Here is a 16,667-nt window from a genome sequence, read left to right on the forward strand (position 1 = left end):
CTGTCAAGTCAGGTACTAAAGTTAAATAAATCCCCCCATCAACCCGCGGCACCCGTCCCCCTCCCGCACTCGCCGGTGAGTGTCGTGGTGCTGGATGCCGCCCGGGCCGAGGAGCGCGGATGCGACCCGCTGCCACGTTCGACCAGATCCTCACCGAAACCCCGATGCCCCGCCGGGTCCTCGCGATAGCCGCGATCGGCGGCAGCGCGGTGATCTTCGACGGCTACGACCTGCAGTCCCTGTCCTACGCACTGCCCAAGATCGTCGCCGAATGGCACATCTCGCCCGTGCAGGCGGGGTGGCTGGCGTCCTTCACCTTCATCGGCCTGTTCATCGGGGCCGTCGGCCTCGGCGCGCTCGGCGACCGCTTCGGGCGCAAACGCATGCTCGTGCTGGGCGTGTCCGTGTTCGCCGTGTTCATGGGCACGGCCGGGTTCGCGGGCGACTACACCCAGTTCGCGATCCTGCGGTTCTGCGCCGCCATCGGCATGGGCGGCGTGCTGCCCGCGACGATCGCCATGCTGGGCGAGTACGTGCCCCTGCGCCGGCGCGGCAGGATGACCGCCGTGTCCGCCGGCTGCTTCACGTTCGGCTTCGTGCTCGCCGCCATCGCCGCCACCCTGCTGGTGCCCGACTTCGGCTGGCGGCCGCTGTTCCACATCTCCTACGCGGCGCTGATCGTCGCGGCCCTGATCGCCTGGTTCGTGCCCGAAACGCCGCAGTTCCTCGCGACGCGCAGCCGGTACGACGAAGCGCTCGCGACCGTCAAGAAGGTCTTCCCGGCGATCTGGCCGGCGGCGCAGGCCGCCGACCCGGCCACGTTCTTCACCGGCCCGCGCACCGAGAACGGCAAGATCCAGCTGCGCACGCTGTGGTCCCCGCACTACCGCAACTCCACCCTCACACTCTCACTGCTCTACCTGTTCCTGCAGTTCGTGGTCTACGCGCTCGACTTCTGGATGGTGTCGCTGCTCGTGAAGCACGGCCTGTCGCTGGTCGGCAGCTACTCCTACGCGATCGAGCAGGCCGCCGCGGCCACGATCGGCGGGTTCGTGCTCGGCTGGGTGCTCGACCGCATGAACCAGTACGTGGCGCTCTCCATCGCGTTCGCCGCGGGCGGGGTGTGCCTCGTGCTCTTCGGGTTCGCGTCGTCGGTCGTCGCGCTGTACATCCTCAACGCGCTGGCCGGCGCGTTCATCATCGGCGGCCAGAACGTGGTGCACACGCTCGTGATGGCCACCTACGGCCCGGAGGCCCGCGCGACGGGTCTGGGCTGGGCGCTGGGCATCGGCCGCCTCGGCGGGCTGCTCGGCCCGCTCATCGGCGGTTACCTGCTCGCTGCCTCGCTGCCCTTCCCGGTGTACTTCCTGGTCTTCGCGGTGCCGGCGGTGCTGTGTTCGATAACCGTGGTGATCCTGCGGGCCGTCAAGACGCCGCAACCGGCGCCCCTGGCGCGCCAGCTTGACCCAAAATACTAAGCTAAGTACATTACTTGAGTACTGTTAATTTGACCAGGAAGGCCACCATGCGCCTTGCCGTGCCCGACCTCGTCTCGAACTCCTACTTCCCCGCCATCGCGGCTGTGGAGCTCGGATACCTTCGCGACGAGGGTCTCGACGTGGAGTGGGAGCTCCTGTTCCCCGTCACCGACGCAGCAATCGCCCTTCGCGAGGGGCGGATCGACTACCTCGCCGGGTGCGCCCACGCCCCGCTCTACGCCGACTCCGCCTGGGGCGAGCAGAAGCTGCTGGCCGCGCTCGCGCAGAACATGTACTGGTTCCTCGTGGTGCGGCCCGACCTCGACGTCACCCGCGAGACCCTCGCCAAGCTCCACGACGTCCGCATCGGTGCCGCGCCCGGCCCCGACCTCGGCCTGCGCCGGCTGCTCGAGGCCGAAGGCGTGGACCTGGCCGGGGCGGGCGTCACCATCGCCCCGGTCGCGGGCGTCGCCGGCGACGTCTCCTTCGGCGTCACGGCGGCCCGGGCCCTGGAAGAAGGCCGGATCGACGCCTTCTGGGCCAACGGCATGGGCACGGAGGTCGCGGTGCAGCGCGGCGTCGGCAAGGTCGTGGTGGACGCCCGCCGAGACGGCTCCGCCCACTCGCTTTACACGTTCCCGGCGCTCATGACCACGGACCGCACGGCCGCGGAACGCCCGGACGAGGTGGCCGCCGTCACCCGCGGTGTGCTGCGGGCCCAGCGCGAGCTGCGCCGGGACCCGTCGCTGGCCACCCGGGTCGGCACCGCGCTGTTCCCGGAGATGGAGGCCGGCCTCATCGCCGGCCTGATCGAGCGGGACGGGCCGTTCTACGAGCCGGCGATCTCCCCCGAGGCCGCCGCCGGGCTCGCCGGGTTCGCCCGCGCGACGGGGCTCACCGACCGCGAGCTGTCCTACGACGACATCGTCGCCGCGGGCGCCCGCGAGCTGTGGCAGGCCTCGTGAAGATCGCCCTCGTCCAGATCGGCAGCCCCGAGGACGAGCCCGTCGCCGCCCGGTTCGACCGGGTGGCCGGGCTCGTCCGCTCGGCGGCCTCGGCCGACCTGATCGTGCTGCCCGAGCTGTGGGCCACCGGGTACTTCGCCTTCGACGACTACGCCCGCGACGCCGAACCGGCCGACGGACCGTCGCTGGCACGGCTCGGTGAGCTCGCCCGCGAGACGGGCGCGTACCTGCACGGCGGCAGCTTCGTCGAGCGCCTGCCCGACGGCGCCCTGCGCAACACCGCCGTGCTGTTCGACCCGAGCGGCGAGCTCGTGCACAGCTACAGCAAGGTGCACGTGTTCGGCTACGAGTCGAAGGAAGCGCAGCTGCTCAAGCCCGGTGACCACGTGTCCGCGGTGGCGACGCCGTTCGGCGCGGTCGCCGGCACGACGTGTTACGACCTGCGCTTCCCCGAGCTGTGGCGCTGCCTCGTCGACGCCGGCGCGGAGATCGTGATCGTGCCGGCCGCGTGGCCCGCGGCGCGGCTCGCGCACTGGCGCCTGTTCACCACGGCGCGCGCCGTGGAGGACCAGGTGCTCGTGGTGGCGTGCAACGCCACCGGCACCCAGGGCGGGGTCGAGCTCGGCGGGCACAGCCGCGTCGTCGACCCGTGGGGCACCGTGCTCGCCGAAGCCGGCACCGAAGAGGGGATCACCTGGTGCGACGTCGATCCCGGCGTCGTCCCCGCCACGCGCGAGCAGTTCCCCGTGCTCGACGACCGGCTCCCCAGCTACCGCGAACTGACCATCCGAGGAGCGCACGCATGACCGCACTCACGTTCACCGTGGCCGGGACGGGCGAAACCGTCGCGGTCGCCGACTTCGACCTCGTGGTCGCGGGCTACACCGGCCGCGACGAGGCCGCCGTGAAGCACCACATCGACGAGCTCGCCGCCATCGGCGTGCCGCCGCCCGACTCCGTCCCGGCGTTCTACGAGCTCGACGCGGCGCTGGCGACGCAGGCCGCGGCCATCTCCGTCGACGGCACCAACACCTCCGGCGAGGTCGAGCCCGTGCTCGTGCGCGCGGGCGGCAAGCTCTACCTCACCGTGGGCTCCGACCACACCGACCGCGACATCGAGACCTCCAGCGTCAAGGACTCGAAAGCGGCCTGCCCGAAGCCGCTGGGCACCACCGTCATCCCGGTCGACGACCCCGACTGGGACGCGATCATCGCCGAATCCACTGTGGACGGCGTGCGCTACCAGTACGGACCCCTCAGCGCCCTGCGCATCCCCACCGACGTGCTGGCCCTGCTCGACCGTCCGGCCGAGCGCGACCTGGTGATGTTCTGCGGCACCCTGACGCTGCTCGACGGCAAGTTCGTGCCCGGGAAGGCCTGGACGCTGTCGCTGGCCCTGCCCGGCGGCCCCGAGCTCACCCACGCCTACTCGGTGTCCTGACACCCCCCGTACCCGAGGAGAGAGAAACCCCATGGCCAAACCGGAACACGAGTTCTTCCCCGCCAAGACGGTGGAGTTCACGCCCTGCGCGGGCGTCGTGCCGCAGCTGACCGAACGCATCCTCGCCGCCGACGGCGACAGCGGCGTCGCGACGCGCATCCTGCGCTTCGAGCCCGGCACGGACACCACCCCGAACGGCGTGCAGGTGCACGACTTCTGGGAAGAGGTCTACATCCTCGAAGGCTCGTTCCACGACACGCGCCTCGGCAAGACCTTCTCGGCCGGCGACTATGCCTGCCGCCCGCCGGGCATGGAGCACGGCCCGTGGACGAGCGAGGAAGGCTGCCTCACCTTCGAGGTGCGCTACCGCGCGAGCTGAACCGTCCACAGCGGACACACGAGAAAGGGCGCCCGGCCTTGGCCGGGCGCCCTTTCTCGTCTTCACGGTGCAGCGAGCGCCATCTTCGTGCGGGCAGGGAAACGGGGCGCCGACTTGGCTCGAGTCGGCGCACACTGCGCCTTGTAGCGTTGCGTGGGTGTGCTGTGGGCGGACTCAGCCGGGCTTGCGGGCGAGGTCGTAGGCGAAGCTCACGGTCTCGGTGAAGACTCCGCCGTCGTCGTGGGGGCGGAGGGTGGCTGCAAGGTCGGCATCGAATGCGGCGGCCCGGTCGCCGATGACTGCGGGCGGGAGGAACGAGGTGGAGCGGATGTGGCCGGTGAGTTCGGCCAGGGTCCAGTGGTGCTTGGCCGTGAAGGCGTGGCGGCCGCAGACCTCGAACCCGGCCGCGGACAGAACCTCGGGATCGGGCCGGCGCCGGCGCGCGCGGTCCGTGCGTTCGGGAATCCTGTGCTCGGCCCCGAGTTCTCGTTGCCATCGTTGCAGGGTGGCTGCGAGTGATCGCTGCCAGTCTTCCCCGCCCGCCCAGGGCGAGGACGACCAGCACAACGCGAGATATCCGCCGGGAACGAGCCATCGGAGTATCCGGCGGGCGACCAGGTCGCGCTCCAGCCGGTGGAAGGCGTTGCCGACGACGGCCAGCTCGAAGTGGTCCGGCTGTGCCTCAAACGTCTCGGCGCTGGAGGCGAGGGGCCGAAGATCCTCCACACCGCCGTCAGCCGCCTTGACGCGAACGGTTTCGATCATGTCCCGTTCCTGGTCCACGGCCCACACTTCCGCGAAGTGCCGGCTGAGCGGGAAGGCGAGCTGGCCGGTCCCACAGGCCAGATCCAGCAGCCTTCCGCGCCCGGAGAGGTGGGTGCCGGCGACCAGATGGGTGAGCAGGGACGCCGGATACGGCAGCCGGTAGCGGTCGTAGTACTCGGCGGTGCCCTGGTAGAGGTCTGTTGCGAACTGCCCTTCGTCGCTCACCGGACCTGGCCCCTTCTGTCGGCTTCTGCCCAAGTTAGTGCTCGCCGCAGCGGCTGCACTCGACTGCGCCGTGCCTTCGTGCGGGCATGGAAACGGGGCGCCCGGCGTTCGCCGGGCGCCCCGCGGTCTGTCTGCCTCGCTTACGCCTGCACGGTCTCCGTGCGGCCACCGAGGTCGTAGCCGGCCAGCGCGCCGTCCACGAGAGCCTCCGCGCGGGCGAAGTCGTAGATCTGGCTCATGCGCGACTTCACGAGGAAGGGCGCGCCGGCGTAGAACATCTCGTACTGCTGGTGGCGGCTCGCGAACTCCGAACCGACGAGGTCCCACACGAGCTTGAGCAGCTTCACGCGCTCGACGGTCGGGTGGCCCGGCGACTGCACGTACCGCTCGAAGTCGGCGCGCGCCTCGGGGTTGCCGAAGTCGGCGGCCGAGGACGGCAGCTGGATCACGCCGCCGCCGACGAGGTCACGCACCAGGTGCAGCAGCTTCGGGTAGAAGTCCGACTGCAGCGTCATGGTCGCGTAGCACTCCTCGCGCCCGGGCCAGGCCACGCCCTTCTCGTCGAGCTCGCAGTTCTGCTCCTGCGCGTAGACCAGACCGGACACCATGGCCGCGTGGGCGGCCAGCTCGCCGAGCACACCGCGCACCGGCGGGAACTTGTCCGAGCCGTTCATGCGCGCCACGCGCAGCGCGAGGCCCGCCAGCAGGTCCAGCTTCACGGAGAAGCGGATCTGGGCCTGGTTGTTGCCCAGCAGGTGGGCCGGCGTGCGGCTCCACTGGTCGCTGGTGATCTGGCGGTCGCGGAGCACGAACACGTGCTCCCACGGCACGAAGACGTCGTCGAACACGATGAGCGAGTCGGTCTCGTCGAAGCGCGTGGCGAGCGGGTAGTCGTACACGCTCGTGGCGCCTTCGGCGTAGCTGCGCCGCGAGTAGATCTTCAGGCCCTCGGCGCCGATCGGGACGGCGACGGAGATCGCCTGGTCCTCGTCACCCGGCTGCAGCGGCACGATGCAGCTGAGCACGAGGTAGTCGGAGATCGCCGCGCCCGTGCCGAGCATCTGCGCGCCGGCGATGACGATGCCGTCCTCGCGCTCCTCCTTCACGCCCGCGTACAGGTGCGGGTCGGCCTGCTGGTGCGCGGGCTTGCTGCGGTCGATCTGCGGCGGCACGATCGCGTACGAGCAGTAGAGGTCGTTGTCGCGCACGAATTCGTAGAACTTCGTGACGTTGTCGGCGAAGCGCTGCCCGCCCGCCGCGAAGACGTCGGAGCGGCCCGCCCAGCCGGCCAGGAAGCCCGCGACGTGCTCGGGCCCGCGGCCCATGAGGCCGAACGTCGCCTCGGCCGTCTTGCGCAGTGCCACACGGCGGCGGCGCAGGTCGTCCTCGCCCCGCGGGATGAGGTACGACAGGTTCACCGGAGCACCGGTGGTCGGGGACGGGAACGTCATCTCCGCGGCGTTGGCCGGGTCGTGCGCGAAGTCGTACACGCGCGCGATGGACTCGACGGCCCCCTTGAACGCGGGGTGCGCGGCGACGTCGGAGACGTATTCGCCGTCGACGAATACCCGCCGATTGTCGCGCAGTCCTTCGACGTAGTCCTTGCCGGAACGCGTCACGCCGATTCCTCCAGTGCGATCGGTAGCGGCCGGGGCCGCGGGTGGTGGACTCCTGCTTGCAACTGCCGGTAGCTGCCCCGGAAGTGCAGGAGCGGTTCGTGGTGGGGCAGCGCCGAGCTGAGCCCGATGCCGCCCACGGTGGCGATGAGCACGGCATGCGTGCCCGCGTGCACGTCCTGGTCGATTTCGCAGTCCAGGAACGCGAGGGCGCCGGAGAGGGCCGGGCTGTGCCAGCCTTCGCGGCGGGTGAGCCATTCCTCGGGCAGGGCCTTGTCCGCACCCGGGCGGGCGCAGTGGTCCGAGATCTCGCGGGCGGGCGAGCCGAGGATGTTGACGCCGAACCGGCGGGTTTCGGCGATGCGCTCGTAGGTGCGGGTGGAACGGTTGACACAGACCAGGATCATGAGCGGATCGACAGACACCGACGAGAACGCGGTGGCGGTCATGCCGAGTGGGCGACCGGCCGCGTCCCAGAGGGTGATGACGTTGACGCTGGCCGCGAAAGAACCGAGCGCCGCTTTGAATCCGCTGGGATCACTGTCCGCGGGGTGCAGAGCCATGGGGTGACCTCCTGGGCCAGAAGGCTAACAAGAATACCTTACTTTAGTCAACTAAAACCGTGCGACGTATGATCGCCGGGTTCGCCCGCCGCCGCGCTCGTCCGAGAGGAAACCCACCCCCATGAACGACGCAATGCGCGCCTACACGAAGTGGGCCGACATCGGCGACGCCAAGCGCAGCCGCGAGTTCCAGGCGTACGTGAAGAACATCGCCGACGCGCGCTACGTGACCCGCCGCGTGCTGCGGATCGTGGACGAGCAGGCGAAGACCCATGGCCTGGAACCCCTGCTGCACCAGGCACTCCTGCAGGTGTACGGGTCCAACGAGGCCCGCGGCATCACCGTGAGCACGCTGGCGGCCCGGCTCGACGTGGCCGCCGCGTTCGCCTCGCGCATGGTGCGCCGACTGGAGGAACTTGGCCTGGTGACACGCGAGGCCTCGGAGAGCGACCGGCGTGCGACCAACGTCGTCGCCACCACCGCCGGCGCGGAGAAGCTCGCCGAGATCGACAACGAGGTGCACCACAGCGTCGCCTTCCTGCAGCACCAGCTGACCGAGGACGAACGCCTGTCGGCTCTGTCGATCTTCGCGTTCTACGTGGGCCTCGACCCCGACTCGGCCATCGCCGAAGCCATCCGCGCGGCCGCCGATTCCTGAGCCCTTCCCTGATATAGTGTCCTCAGGTCATTGACCTGAAGGTGTCATCTTGACCGATGACGTCTTCGGCCGGCATCGGTCAACCGGGCACTGGGAGGGGGACACGGTGGAGGACGAGACCGCCCAGCTGCTCGCCCTGTGGGGCAAGGGCGCGGTCGCGTCGAGCGACCTCGACTTCGCCAACCATGTCAAGGCGATCGCCCACGCACGGTTCGTGCTGCGCAAGATCCTTCGGCTGCTCGACGAGCAAGCCATCGCGGGCGGGTTGCAGCCGCTGCAGCACCAGGCGCTGCTGCAGATCTTCGGCGCCGAGGGTCCGCTGCCGGTCAACAAGGTCGCCGAGCGGCTCGACATCGCGCCCGCGCTCGCCTCGCGCCTGATCCGCCAGCTCGAGGAGAAGGGGCTCGTGCACCGCGCCCGCATCCCCGACGACCGCCGGGTCATCGCCGTGCACGCGTCGGAAGCCGGCATCGAGGTGCTGCGCACCATCGACAACGCCGTGCACCACCACGTGAACCACTTCCAGCACCAGCTCACCGATGAGGGCAAGTTCGGCGCGCTGGCCACGTTCTCGTTCTACCTGGGGCTGGACTCCGACCCGCGGCTGGCGCTGCTGCTCACCGCGGCCGGGCACCACGCGCACGCCCACCACCACTGACCCTCGGCCGGACCGCGAACGGGAAAGAGGCCCCGGCCCGGGTGCGTCCACACCGGACCGGAGCCCCTCGGTCTTCGTCAGTTCTGCGGGCGGTACCGCAGCAGGAACCCTTCGATCCCCGACACGAGCATGTTGATCACGAGCGCCACCAGCCCGACCACGACCACGAGCCCGTAGACCTGAGCCGACTGGAAGTTCTGCTGCGCGGTCTCCATCAGCTTGCCCAGCCCTGACACCTGCGTGCTGATCTCGACCACCAGCACCAGCACCAGGGTCAGCGGCGCCGCGATCTTCACGCCCAGCAGCAGGCCCGGCACGATCGCGGGCAGGTGGATCTTGCGGAACGCCGCGAACTTCCCGAGCCGCAGCGTCGAAGCCACGTCGGAGAGCACGACGTCGGCCGACTTCGCCGACTGGCGCACCTGCAGCAGCACGGGCCACAGGGCGCCGAAGACCACCACGTAGAGCTTCATCGACTCGGTGTAGCCGACGAGCAGCACGGCCAGCGGCACGAGCGCGACGCCCGGCAGGAACCGGAAGTACTCCAGGATCGGGCCGAGCAAGCGTTCGGCCAGCGGGAAGTGGCCGATCAGGAGGCCGAGCACCGCGCCGAGCACGGTGGCGGCCAGCAACGAGATCACGAACGTCTCGAGCGTGGCGAGCAGCCCGTCGACCAGCGCACCGCCGGAGGTGAGCTCCCACGTCTGGCTGAACCAGGCGGCCGGCGGCGGGAAGAAGGTGCTCGAGCTGTCGCCGATCACCTGCCACAGCACGAGTACCAGGGCCAGCGGCAGCAGGCCGCGCAGGGGCGCGACCCCGGACTTGCGGGTTCTACGCGGCATCGTCGGCTCCCCTGGCTGCTTGACGGGCACCCGGCACGAACCGGAGTGTCCACACGAGAATGAAGTTGAGGACGATGCCGAGCACCCCGGTGAGCAGGATGTAGGAGAACATCGCCGCCGGGCGCAGCGACTGCTGCTGCTCCACGAGCGCGTAGCCGATGCCCTCGGGGTCGCCCACGATCTCGGCGACGATGGCGAGCACCAGCGCGGCCGAGAGGCTCAGCCGCAGCGCCACCACGATCTTCGGCAGCGCCGTGGGCAGCGCGAACTTCACGACCTTGGCCACCGGCGAGAGACCGAGGCTGCGCGCGAGGTCCTGGTGCACCGGGTTCACGCCGCGGACACCGTCGATCGTGCTGATCGCCACGGGCCAGATCGCGACCCACGCGGCGATCACGATCTCCATCTCCACGGTCTGCGCCAGCAGGATCACCACGATCGGCACGAACGAGATCGCGGGCAGCGCGCGCAGCACCTCCACCGAGGCCATGCCGTACGTCCACGCGGGACGGACGAGGCCGAGCAGCAGCCCGAGCAGCAGGCCCAGCACCGAACCCAGCGCCCAGCCGCCGAGGCAGGCTTCCAGCGTGTGCGCGGTGTTCGTGAGCAGCTCGCCGGACGAAGCGAGGTCCACTGTGGACGACCAGATGTCCGACGGGGCCGGGATGTTGTCGTAGGGCAGCAGCCCGATCGATTTCACCAGCTGCCACAGCAGGATCACGGCCACCGGCACCGCGAACCCGATCAAACGCCTCATTCGGCCCCTGCCTCGGATTCCGCCCGCAGCGCCTCGTACACGCGGTGGCGAGCGGCGAGATAGGCCGGGAGCTCCTTCGTCGCCACCTGGTCGCGCGGGCGCGGCAGGTCGATGCGCAGCTCGCGCCCGACCGTGGCCGGACGGCCGGCGAGCACGAGCACGCGGTCGGACAGGTACACGGCCTCGTCGATGTCGTGGGTCACGAACACGACGGTCGCGCCGGTGACCTCGGCGACCTTGAGCAGTTCGTCCTGCAGCTGCGCCTTGGTCATCGCGTCGAGCGCGCCGAAGGGCTCGTCCATCAGCAGCACCTCGGGGCGCATCACGAGCGAGCGAGCGATCTGCACGCGCTGCTGCATGCCGCCCGAGAGCTGCCACGGGTAGTCCTTGCCGCGGTCGGCGAGACCGACCAGCTCGAGCGCTTCGCGGACGCGTTCGTCGCGTTCGGCCTTGCTCGTGCGGCCTTCCAGGCCCAGCGCGACATTGCGCTCCACCGTGCGCCACTGCAGCAGCGACGCGGCGTAGTTCTGGAACACGATGCCGACGCCGGCGGGCGGGCCGGTGATCTCCTTCCCGCGGAACCGCACGGACGAGCCCTCCCCCGGGGAGAGGAGCCCGGCGAGGATCCGCAGCAGGGTCGTCTTCCCGGTGCCGGACGGCCCGAGAATGCTGAGGAACTCCCCTTGGGCACAGGAAAAACCGACGTCCTCGAGCACCCGCAGCACCTTGTTGCGCGTGCGGTACTCGACGAAGAGCTTCGAACAGGAAAACGCATCCGCCGTCTCGGTGGCCGGCGCGGTGGCTTCTACGGTCACGGGATCGGGACCTCCTTCAGGGCTGGCGTTGGCCATGATGGGCGCCTAACCTTCCACACGTCAATGACTTGAGTAGTGCTTTTTGGTCTGCGATCCAGGCTTAACAAGGCCGTTACCAACGTTCTGAGCTGGACCATTGAGAGATTAGCTAACTTGAGTTACTGTCTCTGCTCAACTACTTCGGATAGTGAATATCTCCCCGATCCCCAATCCCCCCACTCCTACGGAGGCGTCATGAGGGGCACCCGCATCACCACGCTGGCCACCGCGCTCCTGGCAGCCGCGCTCGCCGTGTCCGCCTGCGGCGGTTCCGGTGGTTCCACGTCGTCGTCCGACGGCAAGATCCGCATCGCGCTGAACAACACCAACGACTCGCTCGCGGTGCTCGTGGCCGAGCAACAGGGATTTTTCGCCAAGCACGGCGTGAAGGGCGTTTCGACCACGACGCTCAACGACATCACGCTGGTGCCCTCGCTGCTGGGCAAGCAGTACGACCTCGGGTTCAGCGTCGCGCCGATCATGCTGCGCGCGTCTTCGTCCGGTGTGCCGCTCGTGGCCGTGTCGGGCAACAACGGCGACTCGCCCGAGGACCAGAGCGTGCAGATCTTCGTGCGCCCGGACATCACGGACGTGAAACAGTTGCAGGGCAAGCGCATCGGCTCGCCGACACTCACCGGAAACATCAACATCGCCACCAAGGCGTGGCTGTCGAAGAACGGCGTGGACCCCGCGGCCGAGCAGTTCGTGCAGGTGCCGACGCCGAACATGATCGACGAGCTGAAGGCCGGCCAGGTCGACGCCGTCGAGGTGATCAACCCGTTCATCACGGTCGGCAAGCAGGCCGGGATGCGCAGCCTCGGCGACCCGGAGCGGGCCTTGAGCCCGAACTACGTCGGCGGCACGTACTGGATCGCGTCGAAGGACTGGACCGCGGCGAACCCCCAGCTCGCGGACGGGTTCAAGGCGGGGCTGCAGGACGCGGCGCAGTGGATCAAGGCCAACAACGACAAGGCCTACGCCGCCTTGGCCGCCTACACCAAGGTCACGCCCGAGCAGGCCAAGAAGTCGCCGCTGGGCGAGTTCACGACCGAGGTCTCGCAGGACGACCTGAAGATCTGGGGCGACGCCATGAAGCAGTTCGGCGGCTTCGGCGGCACGGTCGACTACAGCAAGCTCGTCTACACCGGTTCGAAGTGACGGGAGTACCTCACGTGTCCGATCTGGACAGAACGGCCGCCGCGGTCACCTACCGCCCCGCGGAAACGCCGGAGTCCCTGCTCGACTTCCACGCGCCCGACGGCGTTTCGTTGCGGTACTACGAGATCACCTCGCTCGACGGGCGGTCCGGCCCGGCCGCGCACCTGGTGCCGGCCGAGCCGCTGCCCGACGCACCGCTCGTGCTGAGCGTGCACGGCAGCGGCGGCAGCATCGGCAGCCTGCCGGTGCGCACGCTCGCCCTCGGCCTCAGCGGCCGCGGCGTGCCGGTGCTCGCGATCAACACCCGCCAGTCGGGCGACGCCGTGAACACCGACAACTTCTACGCCACGGTGCGCGACATCGAGGCCGCGTACTGGACCGCGCGGTCGCTCGGCTACTCGAAGATCGTGCTGCACGGGCACAGCCTGGGCACGTCGCAGGTCTCGTACTTCGCGGCCACGCACTGGCACCCGGAGACCGCGGGCATCGCGCTGACCGGGATGTTCGCGGACCTGCCGTGGAAGTCGCGCCACCTGCTGATCAACGACGAGGCCACCTACCGCGCGCTGACCGAGGAGGCCGTGGCGGCCGCCCAGGCCGGCGACTTCGGCCGCACGCTGTCCACGCAGATGTCGTGGCTCGGCGGGCGCACGGTTCCGGTGACGGCGCAGCACTTCCTCACCTACCGGCGCACGGGCACCGCGGGCGCGCGCAGCATCGAGTGGATCGCCCGCGTGCCGAACCCGATCCTCATGGTGCGCGACCAGCACGACACCGTGATCCACGACTTCGAGCCCGGCTGGCTGGAGGCGGCACTGGAGCAGGGCATCTCGCCGTCGGTCACGTCGGTGTCGCTGCCCTCGCCGGAAGGCACGGAGGGGCACCGCTTCGACGGCTCGGGAGAGTCGCTTGTGGACACCGTGGCCGGCTGGCTCGCGAAACTCGGCTGAAAGGAACTGACGAAGACATGGGACAGAGCGTGGTGGTCGTCGGCGCGGGTCCGGTGGGCGCGGTGTTCGCGCTCGCGGCCGCCCGGCGGGGGTTCGACGTGACGCTGCTGGAAGCGGAGCAGGCCGTCGAGGACGCCCCACGAGCCGCGACAGTGCACCCCTCGACCCTGGCGATGCTCGGCGAGCTGGGCCTGATGGACGACGTGGTCGCCCGCGGGCTCGTCGCGCGGTACTTCGACTTCTGGGACCGGCCGGAGCGCTCGCTCATCGCGCGGCTCGACCACGACGTGCTGCGCGACGTGACGCCGTATCCGTTCGTGGTCCAGATCGAACAGCACAAGATCGTGAACATGGTGCTGGAGCGGCTGTCCGGAGTGGACGTCCGGTTCGGCGCCGCGGTGACGGGCGTGACGCAGGACGCGGACTCCGCCACCGTGCACACGTCCGAGGGCCCGGTGACCGCCGACTACGTGATCGGCGCCGACGGCGGCCGCAGCACCGTGCGGAAGGCACTCGGGATCGAGTTCGAGGGCTACACCTGGCCCGAGCGGTTCCTGGTGCTCACCACGCTGTTCGACTTCCAGTCCGAACTGGACTGCAGCTACCGCAACTACTGGGCCGACCCGCGCGAGTGGGTCAACCTCTTCAAGGTGGCGGGCGACGACGGCAAGGGCCGCTGGCGCGCCGTCTTCCCCACCACCGTGGGCGAAACCGACGAGGAAGCCGTCGGCGACGAAGGCGCCCGCGCCCGGCTTTCGGGCCTGGCGCTCTCGGCGAACCCCGCGGACCAGCTCGTGCACCGCAAGCTGTACAACGTCCACCAGCGCGTGGCGGCCAGCTTCCGCTCCGGCCGCGTCTTCCTCGCCGGCGACGCCGCCCACGTCAACAACCCCATCGGCGGCCTCGGCCTCAACTGCGGCATCCACGACGCCGTCGAGCTGGCCTCCTCGCTGCACGCCTTCGCCTCCTCGGCCGACGAGAAGGTCCTCGACCGCTACGACCTGCGCCGCCGCACGGTGAACATCGAGTTCGTGCAGCAGCAGACCGTGACGAACAAGCGCCGCCTGGAGGAGAAGGACCCGGTGCGGCGGAAGGAACGCCTGGCGGAACTCGCGGCCCTGGGTGACGATGCGGAGCTGGAGCTGAAGTTCCTGATGAACTCGTCCCTGCTCAACAGCGTGGCACGGGCCGAGTCCCTCGGCTGAGGGTCAACCTCGGGCTTTGTTCACTGCGGCGACGAAAGCGCTTACGCGCTTTTCGTCGCCGTAGCCGTACTCGAAGACGTTGCCGGGAAGCTTATCCGCGAACAGCGGCACGTCCGTGACGATCGCGGAGGGAAGGGCCGGCGCCTCGAACTCCAGCCGACCACGCTTCCACGCCGTGGCCGGCTGGTGGCTGAACCCGGTGAGGCTGCGCGCGGGGAACTCGTACTTCCGGTCCGATCCCGACACCCCGTACTTGACCGCGATCTTCAGCGTGATCTTCCGGCCGTCGAAGTCGATCGAACGGCGTCTCGCTCTGATGTGCACCGCACCCTCCCCTGGTTCGGACCTTTTATCCGATCACAGGGGAAGCCGGCCGCCGATCGTCCGGAAGTCGGCATTTCGGCGGCCGAACGTCGTAATTCGTCAGAGGCGGATGCCGGCGAGCTGGGTGCCCTGGGCGACCAGCTTGCCGGTGCTGTCCCAGACGTGGCAAGACTCGTCGACGCGCCCGTCGGTGATGAGGTGGGCGCGGTGGAGCACGCGGAGCGGGCCGGGGGCCGGGCGGGCGCGGACGTAGGCCGTGAGCTCGAGCGTGGGCACCCAGCCGCTCGGGGAGATGTCGAACGTCGCCGGCGGGAAGGCGTCGACGGCGAACAGGAGGCTGACCGGGTCGAAGGCTTCGCCGCCGGGCAGGGCGAGGCGGCCCAGGAGCTCGCCGTGGCCGGAGGGGCCTTCGCTGAAGACGCGGGCGCCGGCGGGGTCGAGGCGTACCTCGATCTCGTCCATGATGGCCACCGGCAGGCCGAGCGGTGTGGTGCCCGGGGCGCGGAACGGGGACTCGACGTCGAAGCGCGGGTCGGGCAGGCCGTCCTGCCAGTACGGCTCTCCCTCGGCGAGCGTGCCGACCGTGAACAGGGCCTCGACGGCGGGCTTGCCGTTCTGGACGAGGCGGCCGCGCACCTGGCTCGAACCGCGGCCGGTGCGCAGCGTCTCGATCTCGACCTCGGCCGGGCCCGGGTCGGGTGAGCGCAGGTAGTGGGCGCTGGCGGCGAGCACGTCGGAGTGCTCGCGCTCGGTGACGGCGGCGCGCGCGATCAGCGCCAGCAGGTAGCCACCGTTGGGCTTGCCGCCGATGGTCCACTGCGGGCTGATGTCCGCGTCGAAACCACCGGGCGACCGCCGTTTGACGGCGGACACCGCGGCGAAGGTCGTCGTGCTCACCGGGACCGCCTCCTCGCCGGGCAGAGGGTTGTTCCGCGCAACTTAGCTCGCCCGGTCGCTGCGCGCCCGTCGAGTGAGACGGAGACCACCCCCGTCAGAACCCGTACAACCCAACCGGGTTGTCGACGAGGATCCGCCGTCCCACGTCCGGGCCGGTCCAGTCGAGCAGCCGGGCCAGCGCCCGCGCGTCGTCGATCGGCTCGAACGGCTCGACGCTGAGGCGGTTGCCCGGAGTGCGCAGCCGGCCACCGGTGTGGGGCCAGTCGGTGCCCCACAGCAACCGGTCCGGAGCCGCGGCGACCAAAGCGTCCACGAGCGGCCCGACGTCGGCGTGGTCGGCAGCGGTGGAAATCCGGTGCGGCGCAGAGAGCTTGACGTACGCCGCACCGGATCGCAGGAGGTCGGTCAGCTCGGGCAGCCCGGGCTGATCGACGTCGGGAGAAGCGAGCGCGAAGTGGTCGAGGACGACCGGCACCGGCAGCCGCGCGAGGTCGTCGGCCAGCGCCGCGACCACGGACAGCTCCGTGAACACCTGCAGGTGCCAGCCGAGGTCCGCGATGGCCGCCGCGGTTGCGCGCAGCGGCGCCAGTGCCACGGCCGGGTCGTCGACCGCGAACGTCGCCAGGTTCACCCGCGCCCCGCGCACGCCGAGGGCGTGCCACTCCCCCAGCGGCGCCGGAGCAGCGGGGTCGAACACCACGACACCCCGCGCCCGGTCGCCCCGGACGCGCAGCTGCGCGAGCAGGCACGAGTTGTCCGTGCCGTACGGGCTCGGCTGCACGAGCACCGCCCGGCTCACGCCGAGCCGCCAGTGCAGCTCGTCCAGCTGCTCGCCGCTCGCCGGGCCGGGCGTGTAGGCCCGGTCCCCGGCGTAGGGGAACCGCGGGTCGAAGACGTGCACGTGACAGTCGCACGAACCGGAGGGCACCACC

The 16,667-nt window shown here is 70.0% G+C and carries 19 protein-coding genes; 10 read left to right on the forward strand and 9 right to left on the reverse strand.

From position 1 onward, the window contains the following. Positions 1–119 precede the first annotated feature (119 nt). Genes AB0K15_RS06275 through AB0K15_RS06295 form a run of 5 tightly spaced genes read left to right on the forward strand, consistent with a single transcriptional unit; the run spans position 120 to position 4,263 of the window. Positions 120–1,478, forward strand: coding sequence for an MFS transporter (locus AB0K15_RS06275; protein WP_364046173.1), 1,359 nt, complete (start codon positions 120–122; stop codon positions 1,476–1,478). A gap of 47 nt (positions 1,479–1,525) precedes the next feature. Continuing rightward, positions 1,526–2,443, forward strand: coding sequence for an ABC transporter substrate-binding protein (locus AB0K15_RS06280; protein WP_364046175.1), 918 nt, complete (start codon positions 1,526–1,528; stop codon positions 2,441–2,443). After that, positions 2,440–3,249 (forward strand): carbon-nitrogen family hydrolase, encoded by an 810-nt coding sequence (locus tag AB0K15_RS06285; RefSeq protein ID WP_364046177.1) that lies wholly within the window; start codon positions 2,440–2,442, stop codon positions 3,247–3,249. The genes AB0K15_RS06280 and AB0K15_RS06285 overlap by 4 nt, the downstream gene beginning before the upstream one ends. Next, entirely contained in the window at positions 3,246–3,884 is a 639-nt protein-coding gene (locus AB0K15_RS06290; RefSeq protein WP_364046179.1) for a DUF2848 family protein, read from the forward strand. Before AB0K15_RS06285 ends, AB0K15_RS06290 begins: the two co-directional genes overlap by 4 nt. A 31-nt stretch (positions 3,885–3,915) precedes the next feature. Further along, on the forward strand, positions 3,916–4,263 hold the full coding sequence (locus tag AB0K15_RS06295; RefSeq protein ID WP_220239106.1) for a cupin domain-containing protein: 348 nt from the start codon (positions 3,916–3,918) through the stop codon (positions 4,261–4,263). A 174-nt stretch (positions 4,264–4,437) separates the two neighbouring features. Here the strand turns inward: AB0K15_RS06295 and AB0K15_RS06300 are convergent, their stop codons facing one another. From AB0K15_RS06300 to AB0K15_RS06310, 3 genes are all read right to left on the reverse strand, one after another. Beyond that, positions 4,438–5,253 (reverse strand): class I SAM-dependent methyltransferase, encoded by an 816-nt coding sequence (locus AB0K15_RS06300; RefSeq protein WP_364046181.1) that lies wholly within the window; start codon positions 5,251–5,253, stop codon positions 4,438–4,440. Between the two features lie 140 nt (positions 5,254–5,393). Further along, positions 5,394–6,872, reverse strand: coding sequence for a 4-hydroxyphenylacetate 3-hydroxylase N-terminal domain-containing protein (locus AB0K15_RS06305; RefSeq protein WP_364046183.1), 1,479 nt, complete (start codon positions 6,870–6,872; stop codon positions 5,394–5,396). After that, the gene (locus tag AB0K15_RS06310) at positions 6,869–7,432 is read right to left on the reverse strand and encodes a flavin reductase family protein (RefSeq protein ID WP_364046185.1); all 564 of its coding nucleotides are present in this window, start codon (positions 7,430–7,432) and stop codon (positions 6,869–6,871) included. The genes AB0K15_RS06305 and AB0K15_RS06310 overlap by 4 nt, the downstream gene beginning before the upstream one ends. Before the next feature lie 121 nt (positions 7,433–7,553). On the opposite strand from AB0K15_RS06310, the gene AB0K15_RS06315 reads away from it, so the two are divergent. Both AB0K15_RS06315 and AB0K15_RS06320 read left to right on the forward strand, forming a co-directional pair. Further along, a complete protein-coding gene (locus AB0K15_RS06315) occupies positions 7,554–8,090 on the forward strand; it encodes a MarR family transcriptional regulator (protein WP_364046187.1) in 537 nt (178 codons plus the stop codon). Between the two features lie 49 nt (positions 8,091–8,139). Then, positions 8,140–8,748, forward strand: coding sequence for a MarR family transcriptional regulator (locus AB0K15_RS06320; protein ID WP_364046189.1), 609 nt, complete (start codon positions 8,140–8,142; stop codon positions 8,746–8,748). 77 nt (positions 8,749–8,825) lie between these two features. Here the strand turns inward: AB0K15_RS06320 and AB0K15_RS06325 are convergent, their stop codons facing one another. Genes AB0K15_RS06325 through AB0K15_RS06335 form a run of 3 tightly spaced genes read right to left on the reverse strand, consistent with a single transcriptional unit; the run spans position 8,826 to position 11,162 of the window. Further along, the gene (locus AB0K15_RS06325) at positions 8,826–9,590 is read right to left on the reverse strand and encodes an ABC transporter permease subunit (RefSeq protein WP_364046191.1); all 765 of its coding nucleotides are present in this window, start codon (positions 9,588–9,590) and stop codon (positions 8,826–8,828) included. Continuing rightward, complete coding sequence (locus AB0K15_RS06330; RefSeq protein ID WP_364046193.1) at positions 9,580–10,347, reverse strand: ABC transporter permease subunit; 768 nt, start codon at positions 10,345–10,347, stop codon at positions 9,580–9,582. Before AB0K15_RS06330 ends, AB0K15_RS06325 begins: the two co-directional genes overlap by 11 nt. Then, positions 10,344–11,162, reverse strand: coding sequence for an ABC transporter ATP-binding protein (locus AB0K15_RS06335; RefSeq protein ID WP_364046195.1), 819 nt, complete (start codon positions 11,160–11,162; stop codon positions 10,344–10,346). The genes AB0K15_RS06330 and AB0K15_RS06335 overlap by 4 nt, the downstream gene beginning before the upstream one ends. Before the next feature lie 234 nt (positions 11,163–11,396). On the opposite strand from AB0K15_RS06335, the gene AB0K15_RS06340 reads away from it, so the two are divergent. Genes AB0K15_RS06340 through AB0K15_RS06350 form a run of 3 tightly spaced genes read left to right on the forward strand, consistent with a single transcriptional unit; the run spans position 11,397 to position 14,514 of the window. Next, on the forward strand, positions 11,397–12,359 hold the full coding sequence (locus AB0K15_RS06340) for an ABC transporter substrate-binding protein (protein WP_364046197.1): 963 nt from the start codon (positions 11,397–11,399) through the stop codon (positions 12,357–12,359). Positions 12,360–12,373: 14 nt separating this feature from the next. Beyond that, a complete protein-coding gene (locus AB0K15_RS06345) occupies positions 12,374–13,309 on the forward strand; it encodes an alpha/beta fold hydrolase (protein WP_364046199.1) in 936 nt (311 codons plus the stop codon). A gap of 17 nt (positions 13,310–13,326) precedes the next feature. Then, the gene (locus tag AB0K15_RS06350) at positions 13,327–14,514 is read left to right on the forward strand and encodes an NAD(P)/FAD-dependent oxidoreductase (protein WP_364046201.1); all 1,188 of its coding nucleotides are present in this window, start codon (positions 13,327–13,329) and stop codon (positions 14,512–14,514) included. A 3-nt stretch (positions 14,515–14,517) separates the two neighbouring features. Here the strand turns inward: AB0K15_RS06350 and AB0K15_RS06355 are convergent, their stop codons facing one another. From AB0K15_RS06355 to AB0K15_RS06365, 3 genes are all read right to left on the reverse strand, one after another. Then, positions 14,518–14,838: a hypothetical protein gene (locus tag AB0K15_RS06355; protein WP_364046203.1), complete on the reverse strand. Its 321-nt coding sequence runs from the start codon at positions 14,836–14,838 to the stop codon at positions 14,518–14,520. A 99-nt stretch (positions 14,839–14,937) separates the two neighbouring features. Continuing rightward, the gene (locus tag AB0K15_RS06360) at positions 14,938–15,735 is read right to left on the reverse strand and encodes a thioesterase family protein (RefSeq protein ID WP_364046205.1); all 798 of its coding nucleotides are present in this window, start codon (positions 15,733–15,735) and stop codon (positions 14,938–14,940) included. A 94-nt stretch (positions 15,736–15,829) separates the two neighbouring features. Then, the gene (locus tag AB0K15_RS06365; RefSeq protein WP_364046207.1) at positions 15,830–16,663 is read right to left on the reverse strand and encodes an amidohydrolase family protein; all 834 of its coding nucleotides are present in this window, start codon (positions 16,661–16,663) and stop codon (positions 15,830–15,832) included. Positions 16,664–16,667 lie beyond the last annotated feature (4 nt).

The sequence above is a fragment of the Amycolatopsis sp. NPDC049253 genome (assembly GCF_040678995.1).
Lineage (GTDB): Bacteria > Actinomycetota > Actinomycetes > Mycobacteriales > Pseudonocardiaceae > Amycolatopsis.

Coding starts and splice junctions, on each gene's coding strand:
- AB0K15_RS06295 (WP_220239106.1), top strand. CDS start 3,916: ATGGCCAAACCGGAACACGAGTTCTTCCCCGCCAAGACGGTGGAGTTC.
- AB0K15_RS06275 (WP_364046173.1), top strand. CDS start 120: ATGCGACCCGCTGCCACGTTCGACCAGATCCTCACCGAAACCCCGATG.
- AB0K15_RS06310 (WP_364046185.1), bottom strand. CDS start 7,432: ATGGCTCTGCACCCCGCGGACAGTGATCCCAGCGGATTCAAAGCGGCG.
- AB0K15_RS06325 (WP_364046191.1), bottom strand. CDS start 9,590: ATGCCGCGTAGAACCCGCAAGTCCGGGGTCGCGCCCCTGCGCGGCCTG.
- AB0K15_RS06315 (WP_364046187.1), top strand. CDS start 7,554: ATGAACGACGCAATGCGCGCCTACACGAAGTGGGCCGACATCGGCGAC.
- AB0K15_RS06280 (WP_364046175.1), top strand. CDS start 1,526: ATGCGCCTTGCCGTGCCCGACCTCGTCTCGAACTCCTACTTCCCCGCC.
- AB0K15_RS06350 (WP_364046201.1), top strand. CDS start 13,327: ATGGGACAGAGCGTGGTGGTCGTCGGCGCGGGTCCGGTGGGCGCGGTG.
- AB0K15_RS06340 (WP_364046197.1), top strand. CDS start 11,397: ATGAGGGGCACCCGCATCACCACGCTGGCCACCGCGCTCCTGGCAGCC.
- AB0K15_RS06330 (WP_364046193.1), bottom strand. CDS start 10,347: ATGAGGCGTTTGATCGGGTTCGCGGTGCCGGTGGCCGTGATCCTGCTG.
- AB0K15_RS06290 (WP_364046179.1), top strand. CDS start 3,246: ATGACCGCACTCACGTTCACCGTGGCCGGGACGGGCGAAACCGTCGCG.